This is a genomic window from Streptomyces sp. NPDC053513 (assembly GCF_044544765.1).
Classification (GTDB): domain Bacteria; phylum Actinomycetota; class Actinomycetes; order Streptomycetales; family Streptomycetaceae; genus Streptomyces; species Streptomyces litmocidini.
This window is the reverse complement of the sequence record NZ_JBITXP010000003.1, coordinates 17,625-32,933: the sequence shown is the minus strand read 5'-3', so window position 1 is coordinate 32,933 and position 15,309 is coordinate 17,625. Positions and strand designations below refer to the sequence as shown.

19 protein-coding genes are annotated in these 15,309 nt (G+C 74.2%); 8 read left to right on the top strand and 11 right to left on the bottom strand.

Annotated features, from left to right (window positions below; genetic code table 11):
- Complete coding sequence (locus ACIGW4_RS05800; protein WP_359591611.1) at positions 1–903, bottom strand: LysR family transcriptional regulator; 903 nt, start codon at positions 901–903, stop codon at positions 1–3.
- A gap of 93 nt (positions 904–996) precedes the next feature.
- Between ACIGW4_RS05800 and ACIGW4_RS05795 the strand changes: the two genes are divergently transcribed.
- Together ACIGW4_RS05795 and ACIGW4_RS05790 are read left to right on the top strand one after the other, a co-directional pair.
- Positions 997–1,980, top strand: coding sequence for a DMT family transporter (locus ACIGW4_RS05795; protein ID WP_359591609.1), 984 nt, complete (start codon positions 997–999; stop codon positions 1,978–1,980).
- Positions 1,981–1,990: 10 nt separating this feature from the next.
- Positions 1,991–2,155 carry a hypothetical protein gene (locus ACIGW4_RS05790; RefSeq protein WP_398711050.1) on the top strand — a complete coding sequence of 55 codons (165 nt, stop codon included), beginning with the start codon at positions 1,991–1,993 and terminating at the stop codon, positions 2,153–2,155.
- A gap of 77 nt (positions 2,156–2,232) precedes the next feature.
- On the opposite strand, the gene ACIGW4_RS05785 is transcribed toward ACIGW4_RS05790, so the two are convergent.
- The 3 genes from ACIGW4_RS05785 to ACIGW4_RS05775 form a co-directional block, all read right to left on the bottom strand.
- Positions 2,233–2,550: a hypothetical protein gene (locus ACIGW4_RS05785; protein WP_260174817.1), complete on the bottom strand. Its 318-nt coding sequence runs from the start codon at positions 2,548–2,550 to the stop codon at positions 2,233–2,235.
- Positions 2,547–3,410 carry an oxaloacetate decarboxylase gene (locus ACIGW4_RS05780; RefSeq protein WP_123458801.1) on the bottom strand — a complete coding sequence of 288 codons (864 nt, stop codon included), beginning with the start codon at positions 3,408–3,410 and terminating at the stop codon, positions 2,547–2,549. The genes ACIGW4_RS05785 and ACIGW4_RS05780 overlap by 4 nt, the downstream gene beginning before the upstream one ends.
- A gap of 233 nt (positions 3,411–3,643) precedes the next feature.
- Positions 3,644–4,978 (bottom strand): aminotransferase class I/II-fold pyridoxal phosphate-dependent enzyme, encoded by a 1,335-nt coding sequence (locus tag ACIGW4_RS05775; RefSeq protein ID WP_398711052.1) that lies wholly within the window; start codon positions 4,976–4,978, stop codon positions 3,644–3,646.
- 35 nt (positions 4,979–5,013) lie between these two features.
- On the opposite strand from ACIGW4_RS05775, the gene ACIGW4_RS05770 reads away from it, so the two are divergent.
- Together ACIGW4_RS05770 and ACIGW4_RS05765 are read left to right on the top strand one after the other, a co-directional pair.
- Positions 5,014–5,694, top strand: a complete 681-nt coding sequence (locus ACIGW4_RS05770) for a pyridoxamine 5'-phosphate oxidase family protein (protein ID WP_123458803.1) — start codon at positions 5,014–5,016, stop codon at positions 5,692–5,694.
- 33 nt (positions 5,695–5,727) lie between these two features.
- Entirely contained in the window at positions 5,728–6,372 is a 645-nt protein-coding gene (locus ACIGW4_RS05765) for an FMN-binding negative transcriptional regulator (protein WP_123458804.1), read from the top strand.
- A gap of 42 nt (positions 6,373–6,414) precedes the next feature.
- On the opposite strand, the gene ACIGW4_RS05760 is transcribed toward ACIGW4_RS05765, so the two are convergent.
- The 3 genes from ACIGW4_RS05760 to ACIGW4_RS05750 form a co-directional block, all read right to left on the bottom strand.
- Entirely contained in the window at positions 6,415–7,377 is a 963-nt protein-coding gene (locus ACIGW4_RS05760) for a DMT family transporter (protein WP_399578714.1), read from the bottom strand.
- A 177-nt stretch (positions 7,378–7,554) separates the two neighbouring features.
- Entirely contained in the window at positions 7,555–8,652 is a 1,098-nt protein-coding gene (locus tag ACIGW4_RS05755; protein ID WP_399578712.1) for an EamA family transporter, read from the bottom strand.
- Between the two features lie 41 nt (positions 8,653–8,693).
- Positions 8,694–9,299, bottom strand: a complete 606-nt coding sequence (locus tag ACIGW4_RS05750; RefSeq protein WP_359591598.1) for a Clp protease N-terminal domain-containing protein — start codon at positions 9,297–9,299, stop codon at positions 8,694–8,696.
- Positions 9,300–9,495: 196 nt separating this feature from the next.
- Between ACIGW4_RS05750 and ACIGW4_RS05745 the strand changes: the two genes are divergently transcribed.
- Together ACIGW4_RS05745 and ACIGW4_RS05740 are read left to right on the top strand one after the other, a co-directional pair.
- Positions 9,496–9,720, top strand: a complete 225-nt coding sequence (locus ACIGW4_RS05745) for a hypothetical protein (RefSeq protein WP_123458807.1) — start codon at positions 9,496–9,498, stop codon at positions 9,718–9,720.
- A gap of 68 nt (positions 9,721–9,788) precedes the next feature.
- Positions 9,789–10,217, top strand: coding sequence for an SRPBCC family protein (locus ACIGW4_RS05740; RefSeq protein WP_399578710.1), 429 nt, complete (start codon positions 9,789–9,791; stop codon positions 10,215–10,217).
- 96 nt (positions 10,218–10,313) lie between these two features.
- Here the strand turns inward: ACIGW4_RS05740 and ACIGW4_RS05735 are convergent, their stop codons facing one another.
- Together ACIGW4_RS05735 and ACIGW4_RS05730 are read right to left on the bottom strand one after the other, a co-directional pair.
- Positions 10,314–10,928 (bottom strand): PadR family transcriptional regulator, encoded by a 615-nt coding sequence (locus ACIGW4_RS05735; RefSeq protein WP_123458809.1) that lies wholly within the window; start codon positions 10,926–10,928, stop codon positions 10,314–10,316.
- 112 nt (positions 10,929–11,040) lie between these two features.
- On the bottom strand, positions 11,041–12,243 hold the full coding sequence (locus ACIGW4_RS05730; RefSeq protein ID WP_399578708.1) for an erythromycin esterase family protein: 1,203 nt from the start codon (positions 12,241–12,243) through the stop codon (positions 11,041–11,043).
- 69 nt (positions 12,244–12,312) lie between these two features.
- Here ACIGW4_RS05730 and ACIGW4_RS05725 point away from each other — a divergent pair, with 69 nt between their 5' ends.
- Positions 12,313–13,035, top strand: coding sequence for a TioE family transcriptional regulator (locus ACIGW4_RS05725; protein ID WP_399578705.1), 723 nt, complete (start codon positions 12,313–12,315; stop codon positions 13,033–13,035).
- Between the two features lie 81 nt (positions 13,036–13,116).
- On the opposite strand, the gene ACIGW4_RS05720 is transcribed toward ACIGW4_RS05725, so the two are convergent.
- A complete protein-coding gene (locus ACIGW4_RS05720) occupies positions 13,117–13,458 on the bottom strand; it encodes a hypothetical protein (protein WP_399578703.1) in 342 nt (113 codons plus the stop codon).
- A 119-nt stretch (positions 13,459–13,577) separates the two neighbouring features.
- On the opposite strand from ACIGW4_RS05720, the gene ACIGW4_RS05715 reads away from it, so the two are divergent.
- Entirely contained in the window at positions 13,578–14,387 is an 810-nt protein-coding gene (locus ACIGW4_RS05715) for a PhzF family phenazine biosynthesis protein (RefSeq protein WP_359591591.1), read from the top strand.
- Positions 14,388–14,440: 53 nt separating this feature from the next.
- Here ACIGW4_RS05715 and ACIGW4_RS05710 read toward each other — a convergent pair whose 3' ends face one another.
- Entirely contained in the window at positions 14,441–15,232 is a 792-nt protein-coding gene (locus ACIGW4_RS05710; protein WP_123458969.1) for a CPBP family intramembrane glutamic endopeptidase, read from the bottom strand.
- Between the last annotated feature and the right edge of the window lie 77 nt (positions 15,233–15,309).

Sequence of the window (15,309 nt, the reverse complement as noted above, 5' to 3'; positions counted from 1 at the left end):
TCAGCTCGCCAGTGGCTCCGCCGCCGCCCGCAGCGCCGCGACGACCGCCCGCACGGAGGGCCGGCGGCCGGCGTCGGCGCGCCAGGTGGCGTAGATGTGGCGCCGCACCTTCTGCCGCACGGGGACGAAGGCGACCCCGTCCGGCACCGGGCGACCGAGCCGGGGGGTGATGCACACCCCGAGCCCGGCCGCGACCAGCGCGAGCTGGGTGTGGTGCTCCCCCGCGAAGTGCCCGATGCGCGGCTCGATGCCCTGCGAGCGCAGCGTGAACATCAGCCAGTCGTGGCAGAACTCGCCCTCGGGCCATGACACCCACTCCTCGTCGGCGAAGTCCTCCAGGTCCACCGCCTCCCGCCCGGCCAGCGGGTGGGCGGCGGGCAGGGCCACGTCGGCGGAGTCGTCGAGGAGGTGGGCGCGCTCCAGGCCGCCGGGGACGGGCGCCCGCTTGTTGCTCCAGTCCAGGACGATCGCCAGGTCCGCGTCGCCGCGCAGCACCGCCCGCACCCCCGGCTCCGGCTCCAGCTCCGTCGTACGGACGCGGAGCTCGGGGTGGCCCTCGCGCAGGGCGGCGAGGGCGGCCGGGAACAGTCCGCGCGCCGCCGTCGGGAAGGCCGCGAGCCGCACCTCGCCCACCACCCGCCCCCGCTGGGCCTCGATGTCGGCCTGCGCCATCTGGACCTGGGACAGGATCCGGGCGGCGTGCTCGGCGAGCAGCAGCCCGGCGTCGGTGAGCCGCACGCCCCGGCCGTTCTTGGCGAGCAGCTGCTGCCCGACCTCGCGCTCCAGCTTGGACAACTGCTGGGAGACGGCCGAGGTGGTGACGTGCAGGCCGTCGGCCGCGCCGCTGACCGAGCCGTGCCGGGCGACGGCGTCGAGGGTGCGCAGGCGCTCCAGGTTCAGCATGTCCGCTCCAGGTTCGACATGTAAGCGATACTAAGGGGAGGGGTCGAGGAATTCTCGCTTGTTCTAAGAGGTCGTTGCGGTCACCCTGAGTGCATGAGCCCCGCAGCCCCACCCTCGTCCTCCCCTCTCCTCGACTGGCGCGTCCGCTTCGGCGCCCTGGCCCTCATCTGGGGGTTCAGCTTCCTCTTCATCAAGGTCGGCACGGAGGGCTTCGCGCCCTTCCAGGTCACCTTCGGGCGGCTCCTGTTCGGTACGGCGGTGCTCGCCGCCGCCCTCGTCGTCAAGCGCGACCGGCTGCCGCGCGGCGCCCGCGTCTGGGGCCATCTGGCGGTCGCGGCCTTCCTCCTCAACGCCCTGCCGTTCTCCCTCTTCGCGTACGCGGAGCTGACGATCCCCTCGACCCTGGCGGGCATCTGCAACGCGACGACGCCGCTCTGGGGCATGGTGCTCTCGCTGGTGGCGCTCTCCGAGGACCGCCCGACCCGGGTCCGCGCGGCCGGCCTGGGCATCGGCTTCGTCGGCGTGCTCACCGTGCTCGGCGCCTGGCAGGGCTTCTCCGGCCTCGACGTGACCGGCACGGCCCTGGCCCTGCTCGCCTCCTTCAGCTACGCGGTCGGCTGGATCTACGTCCGCAGGACCCTGAGCGGCACGGGCGCCTCGAACCTCTCGCTGGCCGGCTCCCAGGTGGGCCTGGCGACGCTGCAGCTGGCCGTGGTCACTCCCCTGTTCACCACGGTCCCGAAGTCGGTGGAACTCCTGCCGCTCCTCTCCGTGATCGCGCTCGGCGCGCTCGGGACGGGGTACGCGATGCTGCTCCAGTACGGCGTCGTGGCCGAGGTGGGCCCGACGACGGCCTCGATGGTCACGTACTTCATCCCGGTGATCGCCACGGCGGCGGGCGTCGCCCTCCTGGACGAGCACCTCACCTGGAACACCCCGGTGGGCGCCTTGGTGGTCCTGGCCGGCGCGGCCCTCACCCAGACCCGGGCCTCCCGCCGCACGGCGCCGCCGGTGACGGTCCCCCGGCCGGCCGCCGTTCCCGCCGAGACGCCTCCCCGGGCGGCGAGCCGCACCTGAGGGCCTCGCCGTGACCGGCGCCCTCCTCGGCTCCGCCGGCGCGGCCCACGCCGCGGGCGCCCTCTCCGCCCCCGCGTCCGCCGCCGCGGGCGCGGTCACCGCCGTCGCCCCGACGGACGGGCCGGAGCCGGTCGAGTTCGACGAGCCGGGCCTCCCCGACCTCCTGGAGGGCTGACCGCACACGACAGCGGGGCGTGGGAACGGCCGGACACCACGAGGGCGGTGTCCGGCCGTTCCGTTCGTCCCGAGGCGTCAGCCGGTGTCCTTGCGGGCACCGGCGAACAGGGCCTCCAGGGCGTCGACGGCGCTGCCGTCGTGGTCACTGCCCGCCGTGCCGCTGCTGCCGTACTGGACGTTGGCCGCCCGGTCGATCTCCACGACGGAGTCGGCGTGCGAGTTGTCGATGACGGTGAGCAGACTGCCTCCGGCCACGGCCGGGGCGGCGCCCGCCGCCAGCAGGGCGACGGCCAGACCGAGCGTCTTCAGCGGGGTCCCGAGCGGGCCGCCGGCCGCCCTCGGAGCGGACCCGGGCGTCCCCTCCCCCCGCCGTCCGGGGATCACGGGGGTCACGCGCCGACCCGCTCGGGCACCGCGCGGTGACGGGTGATGTTGCGCTCCAGGAGGCGGGTCGAGGCGGCGACGCCCACGCCGGACTCGGGGTCGAAGGAAGGCAGTCGGCCGTCGTCCCGCTTCAGCTCGGAGAGTGCCGAGTCCATCGCCTCGTGCGCCGCGAAGAGACAGGGCGTGCTGTAGATCGCCACGTCCACGCCGAGGTCGGAGAGCTCGGTGAGCGAGAGCCGCGGGGACTTGCCCCCGGCGATCTGGTTGAAGAGCAGCGGCTTGCCGTCGACCACCTCACGGATCCGGTGGATCCACTCCACGCTCCGCACGCCGTCGACGAGCACCACGTCGGCGTCGGTGGCGGCCAGGCACTTGGCCCGCCGGAGGATGTCCGCCTCGTCGGTGGCGTCGGTGCGGGCCACCACGACCATGTCCCGGCGGGTGGCCAGGACCATCTCCAGCTTGGCCAGGTACTCCTCGAGCGGCAGCACCTGCTTGCCGTCCGCGTGGCCGCACCGGCGGGGCCGCTTCTGGTCCTCCAGGATCACGCCCGAGGCGCCGATGCGCTCCAGGCCCTCCACCACGTGGCAGGCCACCTCGGGGTCGACGTAGCCGTCGTCGATGTCCACGAGCAGGTGGTGGCGGGGGAACGCGCCGCGCAGCCGCTGCACGAACGCCACCATGTCCGGCCAGGCGATGAAGCCGATGTCCGGCAGCCCGTAGTACGAGGCGGCGAAGCCGAACCCGGAGACGAACATCCCGTCGTAGTGGTCGGCGGCGACGGAGGCCGAGTACATGTCGTACACGCCGATCAGCGGGGTCGTGCCCGGCGCCGCGACGGCCTCGCGCAACTTGTTTCCGTAGCTCAAGGTCTGACTCCTGGTCATCTCGGGAAACACGGGGAAGGTGCAGAACCGCCGCAACACGACGGAGCTTTACCAAAACCTGATGATTTCCTGAGGTGTCGCTGAACCTCCGCGGACGAGCGCTTTACTCACTCTCCAGGGCTAGCGCATTCACCGGAGAAACGTCACTTGCGCGAGGAACGGCCTTGTGCCGCAGGCCGGATGGGCCGACACGCACCCGCCACCGGCAGGACGCCCTACCCGTAGCTCCGTGCCGGCGCCGGCCGCACCGCCCCCGCCACGGCGTCCGCCAGCGCCTCGACCTCCGCGGCCGCGAGCCCGGAGACGGTGAGCCGGACGGCCGGCCCCGCGTCCATCCGGAAGCGCGCGCCCGGTGCGACGGCCCACCCCGCGGCGAGGAGCCGGGCGACCGCGCCGGTCTCGTCGGGGACCGGCACCCAGACGTTCATGCCGCTCCGTCCGTGCGCCTCGACGCCGCGCCGCGCCAGGGCCCGCACGAGCCCGTCGCGCCGCTTCCCGTACGCGCGCGCGACGACGGCCGGATCCACCGCGCCCGCGGCCCAGAGGTGCGCGACGGCCTGCTGGAGGAGCCTGCTGACCCAGCCGGGGCCGAGACGCTGCCGCCCGAGCACCCGGTCGACGGTCTCGGCGTCGCCGGTGAAGGCGGCGATCCGCAGGTCGGGCCCGTACGCCTTGGCGACCGAGCGGACGAGCACCCAGTGGTCGGTGACGCCGGCCAGCGGATGGAGGGGCTGCGCGACGATGCCGTGCCCGTGGTCGTCCTCGACGAGGAGCACGCCGGGGTGCGCGCCGAGGACCCGGCGCAGCTCCCGGGCACGCTCCTCGGTGACGCAGGCGCCGGTGGGGTTCTGCGCGCGGTCGGTGACGATCACGGCCCGCGCCCCGCCCTGCCGGACCGCGCGCTCGACGGCCTCCGGGAGGGGTCCGTCGTCGTCCACGGCGACCGGCACCGGGCGCAGTCCGAGCGCGGGCACCAGGTCGAGGAGGCTGCCCCAGCCCGGGTCCTCGACGGCGACGGCGTCACCGGGCCTGAGGCGCGCGGCGAGCACCCGCTCGATGGCGTCGAGGGAGCCCGAGGCGACGCCGACGGGTCCGGCGGCCACCCCGTCCGCGTCGAAGGCGGCGCGCGCCAGGCGCCCGAACTCCTCGTCGACGGGGGCCTCTCCGTACACGCCGGGCCGCTCGGCGTACCGCCGGGCGACCTCGGCGAAGGCCTCGCCGAGGGACGGGAGCAGGGCGGGGTCGGGGCTACCGCTGCTGACGTCCCGGGCCCCCGCGGGCGCCTCGACGCGGATCGAGCCGCGCGCGGTCGTGGCGGGACGCGGCCGCACCCGGCTGCCACGCCGGCCGTCCGTCTCGATGACCCCGCGCTCGCGCAGGGTGCGGTAGGCGGCGGCGACGGTGTTGGGGTTCACGCCGAGGGTGGTCGCCAATTCCCGCATGGGCGGAAGCGGTTGGCCGGGCTGGAGCGCGCCCGCGCCCACTCCCCGCTCGACGCTGGCGGCGATGTCCGATGCGCGGCGGCCTTCGATCCGATACTCTCCTAGCACAAACATGATTATGCACTAGTGCAATGGAGACGGCAATGAGCACCACCACGGAGACGACGGAGACGTACGAGGCGACCGACCGGACCGTGCCCACCCGCTCCCGCCACCGCGCCTCCTACGACAAGGACCTCGTCCACTCGATACTCGACGAGGCCTACGTCTGCCACCTCGGCTTCGTCCGCGACGGCGCACCGGTGGTCCTCCCGACGCTCTTCGGCCGGGTCGGCGAGCGCCTCTACGTCCACGGCTCCACCGGCTCGCGGCCGCTGCGCGCGGCCGGCGACGGCGTGGCCTCCCCCGGCCTGCCCGTCTGCCTGACCGTGACGCACGTCGACGGCCTCGTGCTCGCCCGCTCCGCGTTCCACCACTCGCTCAACTACCGCTCGGTCGTCGTCCACGGCACCGCCCACCAGGTCACGGACCCCGAGGAGCTGCGGACCGCCCTCGACGCCCTCGTCGACCACGTCGTCCCCGGCCGCTCCGCCGACTCGCGCCCCGGGAACGCCAAGGAACTCGCCGCGACCGCCGTGATCCGGCTCGACCTGGACGAGGTCTCCGCGAAGGTCCGGACCGGCGGACCCAACGACGACCCCGAGGACCTCGGCCTCCCGTACTGGTCGGGCGTGGTCCCCGTACGGGGCGGTTACGGCACTCCGGTCCCGTCGGAGGACCTCGACCCGTCCGTCGCCCTGCCCGGCTACCTCGCCGCGCTCTGAGCCGCACTCCGATCGAGGAAGGACGGACCGACCATGCTGATCCACCCCTGGGACGCCGCCCACGACGAGGGCGAGTGGCGCGACTGGCTCTCCCGGCACGACTTCGGCCAGCTCGCCGTCAACGGCCTGGACGGCGAGCCACCGTGGGTGCAGCCCCTGCACTTCCGGTACGACGCCGAGCCCGGCCCGTACGGCAGGGCCCTGGCCCACCTGGCCCGGCCCAACCCCCTCTGGCGCGCCCTGGAGGCGAACCCGACGGTGCTCCTGAGCGTGGTCGACGACTACGTCTACGTACCGGGCCACTGGACGGCCCCCGAGGGCGCCCCGTCCGAGCACGGCACCCCGACCTCGTACTACGCGGCCGTCCAGCTCCGCTGCACCGCGCGCGTGGTCGACGATCCGGCGGAGAAGGCCGCGCTCCTCAACCGCCAGGTGGCCCACTTCCAGCCGGAGGGCGGCACGGCGGCCGTCGCCCCGGGCGAGGCCCCGTTCGGCCGGCTGCTGCCGGGGATCCGGGTGCTGAGCCTGGAGGTGACCGACGTACGGGCGAAGTTCAAGTACGCGGGCAACAAGCCGCAGGAGGTCCAGGACCGGGTCTCGGAGCGGCTCGCCGAGCGGGCGGGCCCCGGCGACCTGGACGCCCGGGCCCACCAGCGGCGCCGCCGCGCGAGCGCGTGACGGAGAGGGGTGGGGGCCGTGACGGCCCCCACCCCCGGCCGTCTACACCGCCACCGGCTCCCGCCTGCGCGCCGCCGCCGTCCGCGCCTCCGCGAGGGCGAGGCCCGTCACGGCGGCGAGCAGCAGCAGGGTGCCGAGCACGATCGCGGCGGTGAGCCGCTCGCCGAGCAGCGAGACCGCGATCAGGGCGGCGCTCACCGGCTCCAGGAGCATGATCACGGAGACGGTGGCGGCCCGGACGACGGCCGCCCCGGCGAAGTACAGCGCGTAGGCGAGCGCGGTCGGCACCGCCGCCACGTACACCAGCAGCAGCACCACGCTCACCGGTGCGTCGGTGTGCGGGACGAGCCCCTCCGCGAGCGCGGCGGGCAGCAGCCCGGCCGCCCCGATCGCGAAGGCCCAGGTGGTCGTCGCCAGGGCGTCCGTACCGCCGCCGTCACGGCCGAGCCACCGGGTGAGCAGGGTGATCGCCGCGTATCCGGCCGCCGAGACCACCGCGAGGACGACGCCCAGCGGCCGCACCTCCGCGGCTCCGCCGCCCAGGACGAGGACGAAGAGCCCGGCGAGCGCTCCGGCGACGGCGGCGATCCCGCCGCGGCCGAGGCGCTCCCCCATGGCGAGCCGGGCGCCGATCGCGATGAGGACGGGCCCCGCGCCCAGGGTGACGACGGTGCCGACCGCGAGGCCGGTCGCCTCGACGGCGGCGAAGTAGGCGCTCTGGAAGACGGTGAGGCCGATGCCCGTACCGAGGATGCGGGCCGTCCGCCGGCCGCGCGGCTCGGTGTCCGCGCGGGCGGCGGAGCGCCGGGGCCGCAGGGCCAGCGCGCCCAGGAGCAGGGCGAGCCCGCCGACGCAGCGCCAGAAGGAGAGGGCCAGCGGGCCCATGTCGCTGACGCGGAAGATCAGCGAGGCGGCGGCGCCGGCCGTGCCCCAGGCGATGCCGGCGACGATCAGATAGAGGAGGCTCCGCCCGACGGACAGGGCGGATCCCGAGGAGTTCGACACGTGGGTTCTCCGTGGAAGACAGGAGGGGAGGGTGGTCGCTGGGCTCCGCGCGGGGGCAGCGACGAACCGCCCGGCGGCGAGGAGTCGCCCGCCCGGGCCCGGTCTTCGTCGAGGGAGGGTCGCCCCGCGCGCTAGGCGGCGGGAGGCGGAAGCACGGTCGAATGCATGATCGGCACCTTACGGGGCGGTGCGCCCGGCCGACAACCGCGCGTCCCGCCCGGCCTCCGCCGAACCGGAACCGGAATCGGAACCGCCCTCGGGCCCGGATTCACCCTCGGAACCGGACGCGGCACCGGAACCGGACACCGATCCGGAATCGGCCCCGTGCCCCGATCCGGCGACCGGCTCCGGCGCCGGCGCCTTCGGTGTCGAGGACTGGGCGATGAAGGCCCCGACCAGGACGACCGCGCCGCCGGCGATCTGCGGCGCGTCCAGGTGCTCGCCGAGCAGGATCCAGGCCAGGACGGTCGCGATGACCGCCTCCAGACAGGCCACGACGCCCGCCACCTGCGGGGAGAGCCTGCGCACCGAGATGACGCCGGTGACGTACGCGAGGACGGTGGCGATCAGCACGATCCAGCCGAGCAGCAGCCACGCGGGCACGCTCGTCCCGTCCATGTCGGCCCGCCCGGCGAGGACGCTCCAGTCCATGCCCCAGGGCCGGGCCACGACCGTGAGGACGAGCGCGCCGACGAGCAGTCCGTACGCGATGACACCGACCGGATCGGCCCGCTCGGCCTGCTCGGCCTCGTCGGCGCCCTGGTCGGAGAGGACGAAGTACCCGACCTGGCAGCAGGCGGCGGCGAGGGCCAGGAGCAGTCCGACGAGGTCGAAGCTCAGCCCGGACCAGACCTGCACGACGCACGCGAGGCCGCCGGCGGCGAGGACGACGCCGAGGGCGGCGGCGCGGGTGACGGGCCGGCGCTGGACGAAGCGGACCCAGCCGAGGACGAGGGCGGGGGCGAGGTACTCGATGAGCAGGGCGACGCCGACGGGGATGCGGGATATCGAGGCGAAGTAGAAGGCCTGGACCCCGGCGACGGCGAGCAGGCCGAAGCCCACGAGGAGGACGGGTTTGCGGCGCAGGAGGTCCCGGTGGCGCCAGGCCACGGGCAGCATGACGAGCGCGGCGCCGGCGACCCGGAGCCACACGACGTGGAGCGGGTCGAGTCCCGCCTCGATGAGCGGCTTGGCCGCCACTCCTGAACCACCGAATGCGAAGGCCGAGGCCAGGGCGAGTCCCAGGCCGGCGCTTCTCCCCTGAGACGCGTGCATCGGGCCATCATGACAGGACGCCGTCAGGGGCGTAACCCCCGTTACACCTGTTGAGACGGCTCCTCTTCCGAAGCGGCGATCCGGGCGGCCGGTGCGGTCGGATCGACCCCCGCGCGACGCAGCACCTCCACGGCGCGGCTCTCGGGGTCGGCGGTGAGGGCCACGAGCAGATCGACCCCGCGGGCCTGCGGCTCGCCGCGCTCGGCGGCCCGCCGGAAGGCCCTTTCCAGGGCGGCGGCCGCGGCCGGGGACCACGGGGAGGGGCGGGCGCCCGGGGACTCCGCCCCGCGCGCGGCGGGCAGCAGACGCCGGGCCGCCGCCCCCTCCTCCGCCCGCTGCCAGCGCAGGCCGTAGCCGATGGAGCGCTGGACGAGATAGCCGAGGACGCGGGCGAGCTGATGGCCGCTCTCGAAGGCGGCGCCGACCTCGGGGTCGGACTCGACGAGCGAGTGCAGGAGGTGGGCGGTGTCGATCTGACGGTCACCGTCCCGGAGCGCCCTGCGCCGCGCGCCCGACACGACCGTGGCGAGCGAGGGCGTCAGGAAGGGCGCGACCGCCGCGAGCGAGGGCGACGTGAAGGGCGCGTGCTCCGCGCTCGGGGCGACGGACGGCGGGAGCGGCTGGGGGCGCGGGACGGGATGGTGCACCCTCCCACCTCATCAGGCCGGAACGGCCGGAGCATCACCGGGGAGAAGCATGTCCGCATCCCACCGGAGTTGGGCACGGGCGCACGGTTCCTCCTCCTTGCGGATGAGATCGCGCGCGTTGCCCCCGAGAGGCGTGCGCCGCCTTGCTTCGCGCCCCTCTCGCAACCACGGACCCTCTTCCGCGCGTCCTCCGGTCGTGTTCTGGATGGTGGGCCTGCTCGCGCGTGACGGGCGGCAGTACGTGTACCGGGTGTACGCACCCCGGGAGGCGCTGCCGGCCGATCTGTTCTGGGCGGCCTTCCACCGCCACGAGGAGGACGGGGCGCCCCGGGCCTCCGACAGCTTCGACGCGGCGGAGATCCGGTGGGTCGGCGGCGGCAGGGGGCCGACGGCCGCAGAACTGACGGTTCATCAGTATTGAATGTTCACGGCCGCCCCGCTACGTTCCGCGACACCGAACCCAGTGGGCACGCGTGAAGGGGTGGTCTCATGGCCGAAGTCAGCGCGGAGGCACGGATCGAGGCTCCGGCCGGGAAGGTCTGGGAGCGGCTCACGGACTTCTCCTCGTACGGCGAGTGGAACGCCACTCACACCAGCTTCCCGAACGGCGGGCCGGCCGCCCTGGAGGCGGGCGCGACCTTCACGGAGAACATGAAGCTGATGGGCTTCCCCGCCGAGGTCCTGTGGACGGTCGAGGAGCTGGAGTCCGAGCGGGCGTTCGCCATCAGGGGCAAGGGCCCGATGGGGGTCGTCGTCGCCACCCGCTACTCGCTGGCGGCGGAGGGGGACGCCACGACGGTGCGGATCGACGGCGAGTTCACCGGCGCGGCGGCCTCCCTGATGGCGGGCAAGCTCAAGGACTCCGCGACGGCGGCCCTGACCGAGTCCCTGCGCAAGCTCTCGGGCCTGGTGGCCTGAGCCCGCGCGCGGAACGGCGGAAGGGCCCCGCGACGGCTGTCGCGGGGCCCTTCCGGTGGCGCACGCCGGACTCGGCGCTCGCAGGCGAGGAGAGACTCAGTGCTCGTCGGCGAGGATCAGGTACAGCTTCTTGCGCGCCTCGTTGATCACGGCGACCGCCTTCTGCCGCTGCTCGGCGCTGCCGGTCTTCCAGACCTGCCCGAAGGCCTCCATCAGGCCGAAGCCGGCCTGCCGGATCTCGTTCACGGCCTCCCAGTCGACGCCGCGCCCGGCCTCTTCCCACGGCGCCTCGGGGCCCTCTTCGGCCTCGGCGCGCCCGGTGTCGGTGAGCGTGAACAGCTTCTTGCCGCCCTCGGTCGCGCTGGTGATCAGCCCCTCGTCCTCCAGCAGCTGGAGAGTCGGGTAGACCGAGCCCGGACTGGGCTTCCACGCCCCGTCGCTGCGCTCGCCGATCTCCCGGATCATCTCGTAGCCGTGCATCGGACGGTCCTTCAAGAGCGCCAGGATCGAGGCGCGCACGTCACCGCGCCGCGCCCGTCCCCGTCCGCCGCCACGGCCCCGTCCGCCGAAGGGACCGCCGAAGGGTCCCCCGCCGAAGCCGGGCCCGAACGGCCCGAACGCGGCACGCCGCCCCTCGAAGTCCCCCCGAGGCCCGGGGCCGCAGCCTCCACGACCGTGTCCGTTTCCGTACTCGTGTCCATGTGAACGCATCGCAACGCTCCTTCCATCGAGATTCCATCGTCGAACTGTCGCGATGCCTCAACGATATATCGGAACTGTTCGGCGAGCAAGAACCGACGGATCGGTCACGGAAAGAGGGGGATCACCGCTGCGGAACGTCCCTGACGAACACCAGGCCGTCGCAGGTCGCCAGATGCGCCGGATCGAGCGGGGCGTAGCCGAACCAGGGGGACACGCGCGGCGCGGGCCGCCCGTCGCCGAGGGCGGCGTCCAGTCGCCGGGCGTCCAGGACGCAGCGCTCCTCCGGGAGCGCGTACAGCAGCCCTTCCACGGTGTCCGCCGGCGGCACGTCCACCCCCCGGTGCCGGATCGTGCCGAGGGCCGTGGCCACGAAGGCGTACTCCTCGCCGAGCTCGGCGTCGACCAGCGCGCCGGCGCTCCACCACTCCAGCCGCCGCCCGCCCATCCGCATCGAGCTCTTCTCCCGCTGGAGGTGGGCGTTGTGGGTGTAGACGAACACCGGGCCCCGGTCGGCGAGCGCGAGGAGGTTCCGGGACATCATCCGGTCCCGCACGCCCGCCAGCCGGGCCAGGCGGGCCGGCGAGGTGTCGGCCATCCAGTGGTGGTAGCGCAGCAGGCCGAGCGCCGTGCGTCCGTACAGGCAGGCCCGCTCCCATTCGTCCGCCGAACTCGCCGCGATCAGGTGCGGCCGCTGCTCGTCGAGCAGCTCCACCAGCTCGTCGGCGAGCAGCCGCAGCCGGCCGGCCTCGGCCGACCGCCCCACGGAGCGGGCCGGCTCCCGCATCGCGGCGGGCTCGGTCCACCGGTCGTCGGAGCCGGTCAGCTCGTCGAGCAGGTCCGCGCCGCAGGGAAGGAGGTCCGCTTCCACCCGGGCCGCGAGGTATCCGTGGAGTGCGGTGAGGGCCCGCCGGGGGCTCGCGGCGGCGGCGATCTCCAGCGGACCGTCGAATCCGGCGAAGCGGACCTGCTCGGAGGCGGGGCGGCCCTCGTTGTGGGCGCGCATCCAGCGCACGAGCTCGCGGTTGGCGGCGGAGGCGCCCCAGTCGTGGCTGAATCCGTTCTCCATGACCTCGTCGAGGGTGCCGGTGCCCGACGTGACGTGGTCGTCCACGGCCAGGCCGTTCAGGCAGTCGGTCTCGAGCGCGATCGTCCGGTAGCCCTCCTCTTCGACGAGCTGCCGGAAGAGCTCGTTGCGCAGGTCGAGCAGGGCGTCCTCGCCGTGGGTGGGCTCACCCAGGGCGAGCAGCCGGGGCCGGGCCGGGAGCAGCTCCATGAGGGCGGCAGCGTCGACGGTACGGGCGTTGTCCTTGATGTCAGTCGCCATGCCTTCAACGCTATCGTTGAAGCTTCTGTGGAGACTCTGCCGCGATCAGCCCGCGATATCGTCGGCTTCATGGGGAAGAACCTTCAAACCGGTGGTCGGCTGAGGCCGATCGACCTGGCCCGTGCGCACGGTCTGTCCACGCAGGCGGTCAGGAACTACGAGGAGGCCGGCGTCCTCCCTGCCGCCGACCGCACCCCTTCCGGCTACCGCGCCTACACGCCGCTGCACGCCGACGCCCTGCGCGCGTTCCTGGCCCTGCTGCCCGGCCACGGGCATCCGACGGCGACGGCGATCATGCGGGCCGTCAACCGGGGCGCGGCCGACGAGGCGTTCCGCCTGATCGACGAGAGCCACGCCCAGCTCCTCGACGACCGCCGGACCCTCCGGGCCGTGGAGGACGCCCTGCGCGATCTGGACCCCACCGCGGCACCCGCGGCGTCCGACCCCGGCGGCACGTTCGTCGGACCGCTGGCCCGGCAGCTCGGCATCCGCCCCGCGACGCTCCGCAAGTGGGAGCGGGCCGGGCTCGTGCGCCCGCACCGCGACCCCCGGACCGGCTACCGCGTCTACGACGGGGCCGCCGTGCGGGACGCCCGGATGACCCACCAACTCAGGCGGGGCGGCTACCTGTTGGAGCAGATCGCCCCACTGATCGAGCAGGTGCGGTCGGCCGGGGGCGTCGAGCCGCTGGAGGCCGCGCTCGACGACTGGCACCGCCGGCTGTCGGCCCGCGGGCGCGCGATGCTGGCCGGCGCCGCCGCACTGGAGGCGTACCTCCGCGCGCGCGGATGAGGCCGGCCGGCAGGAGCGACGCCGTGTCGACGCGTCGGCCCCTCCCGGAGTCCGGACGCTGCGGGAGGAACCGGCCCTCCCTCAGCCGTGCGCACCGCCCCGGCGGGCCCGGACGGCGCGCACCAGCCGGGTGATCCCGTACCCCAGCACCCACGGCAGGACCGTGATGCCGAGGACGTACACGAGGAGGTAGCCGACGAGGTCGTCGGTCCGGGGCGACTGTCCCCGTGGCAGGAGCATGGCGGTCGCGGAGACCCCCACCGGCACCAGGGGCAGCAGCACCGTCCACAGCCACGGCCACGGGCCGGGCCGCCTGGCGCACCACACTCCCGTCGCGGCCATGAGGAAGGGCCCGAACGGCACCCACAACAGCACCGGGTAGAACGGCGGCATCCACCACTCGTCCCCGTACCCGAACATCATCGAAGCCCCCCGGCCCGCTCGTCCCCACGCCCCTCCCGGGACGACGCGCGGAGGGACCGGTCCAGTTCTCCCTGATTGGCCTTGGTCCGCGGTTTTCCGCCCCCGGTACGGTCGGTGCCATGCGCATCCGAATCGTCGACGCCTTCACCGACCGGCCCTTCTCCGGCAACCCGGCCGGCGTCCTGCTCCTCGACTCCTTCCCCGACGACGCCTGGCTCCAGAAGGTCGCCGCCGAGGTCAACCTCTCCGAGACGGCCTTCGCCCACCCGCTGCCCGCCGGCGGCGATGCGGACTGGGCCCTGCGCTGGTTCACCCCGACCACCGAGGTCGACATGTGCGGCCACGCCACCCTGGCCACGGCACACGTCCTGCACACCACCGGCACCGCGAGCGGCACCGTCCGCTTCGCCGCCCGCTGCGGCGTCCTGATCACCACGGCCGAGGCCGACGGCACGATCACGATGGACTTCCCGACCTCCTCCCTCACCCCGCTCCCCGTCCCCGAGGGCCTGGAGAAGGCGCTCGGCGCCGAGATCGTCGCCGTCCACGACACGGCCGACCACATCGGCGACCTCGTCGTCGAGCTGCGCGACGAGGCCGCCGTCCGCTCGCTCACGCCGGACTTCGCCGCCCTGAAGGTGCTGTCCTCGCGCGGTGTCATCGCCACCGCCGCCGCCGAACGCCCGCACGACGGCTACGACTTCGTCTCGCGCGGCTTCTTCCCCGCCGTCGGCATCGACGAGGACCCGGTGACGGGCAGCGCGCACACCGCGCTCGCCCCGTACTGGTCGGCCAGGTTCGGCCGCGAGGAGCTCACCGGCTTCCAGGGCGGCGCCCGCACGGGCCTCGTCCGCACCCGGCTGAACGGCGAGCGCACCCTCCTGAACGGCCACGCCGTCACGGTCATCGAGGGCGACCTGCGGGCCTGACGTACGAGAGGGGGCGCGCGGCACGGGCCGCGCACCCCCTCTTCCGCCTCCCGTCACGCGGTCGGCAGCCAGTCCACCTTCCCGGCGAGCAGCCCGTACCCGACGAAGGCCACGATGTCGAGCAGCGCGTGCGCCACGACCAGCGGCCCGACCCGCCCCCAGCGGCGGTACAGCAGCACGAAGACCACGCCCATCACCATGTTGCCGACGAAGCCGCCGACCCCCTGGTAGAGGTGGTACGAGCCGCGCAGCACCGAGCTCGCCACCAGCGCGGCCATCGGCGTCCACCCCAACTGGCCCAGTCTGCGCAGCAGATAGCCGACGACGACGACCTCCTCCAGGACGGAGTTCTGCACCGCCGAGAGGATGAGCACCGGGTACTTCCACCACACGTCGGGCAGCGACTCGGGCACCACCGTCAGGTTGGCCCCGGACGCCCGCGCCGCCAGGTAGAAGGCGAGGCCCGCGCTCCCGATCCCGGCCGCGACCAGCGCCCCGCGCCCGAGGTCGGTCCACGGCCGGGTCCGGTCGAAGCCGATGGCCCGCAGTCCCCGTACCCCTGCGCCTTCCCGCATCAGCAGGTGGGCGACGAGCACGACCGGCACGAGCGCCGTGGCGATGTCGAAGAGCTGCCAGGACAGGTCGAGCCAGGGCCGCCCGGGGGCGTACGAGCCGTTGAGCTTCGCCGCCTGGTCCTTCAGGGGCCCCGGCTTGGTCAGCGAGCCGACGAAGCTGATGAGCGCGGACACCCCGCTCGCCCCGAGCGAGAGCGCGAGGACGATGAGCGTCTCGGAGCGCAGCACGCGGCGCGGCAGGCCCTCGGGGGGCGGGGAAGCGTCCCTCAGTCGTTGCTCCGACACCACACCTGTCTCCACTTCCCGTCACGGGGGCACACGCCGTTCCGGTGGCCCCGGCCGTCCGG

Coding starts and splice junctions, on each gene's coding strand:
- ACIGW4_RS05755 (WP_399578712.1), bottom strand. CDS start 8,652: ATGCACGCGTCTCAGGGGAGAAGCGCCGGCCTGGGACTCGCCCTGGCC.
- ACIGW4_RS05795 (WP_359591609.1), top strand. CDS start 997: ATGAGCCCCGCAGCCCCACCCTCGTCCTCCCCTCTCCTCGACTGGCGC.
- ACIGW4_RS05800 (WP_359591611.1), bottom strand. CDS start 903: ATGCTGAACCTGGAGCGCCTGCGCACCCTCGACGCCGTCGCCCGGCAC.
- ACIGW4_RS05765 (WP_123458804.1), top strand. CDS start 5,728: ATGCTGATCCACCCCTGGGACGCCGCCCACGACGAGGGCGAGTGGCGC.
- ACIGW4_RS05735 (WP_123458809.1), bottom strand. CDS start 10,928: ATGCGTTCACATGGACACGAGTACGGAAACGGACACGGTCGTGGAGGC.
- ACIGW4_RS05725 (WP_399578705.1), top strand. CDS start 12,313: ATGGGGAAGAACCTTCAAACCGGTGGTCGGCTGAGGCCGATCGACCTG.
- ACIGW4_RS05740 (WP_399578710.1), top strand. CDS start 9,789: ATGGCCGAAGTCAGCGCGGAGGCACGGATCGAGGCTCCGGCCGGGAAG.
- ACIGW4_RS05715 (WP_359591591.1), top strand. CDS start 13,578: ATGCGCATCCGAATCGTCGACGCCTTCACCGACCGGCCCTTCTCCGGC.
- ACIGW4_RS05770 (WP_123458803.1), top strand. CDS start 5,014: ATGAGCACCACCACGGAGACGACGGAGACGTACGAGGCGACCGACCGG.
- ACIGW4_RS05720 (WP_399578703.1), bottom strand. CDS start 13,458: ATGATGTTCGGGTACGGGGACGAGTGGTGGATGCCGCCGTTCTACCCG.
- ACIGW4_RS05730 (WP_399578708.1), bottom strand. CDS start 12,243: ATGGCGACTGACATCAAGGACAACGCCCGTACCGTCGACGCTGCCGCC.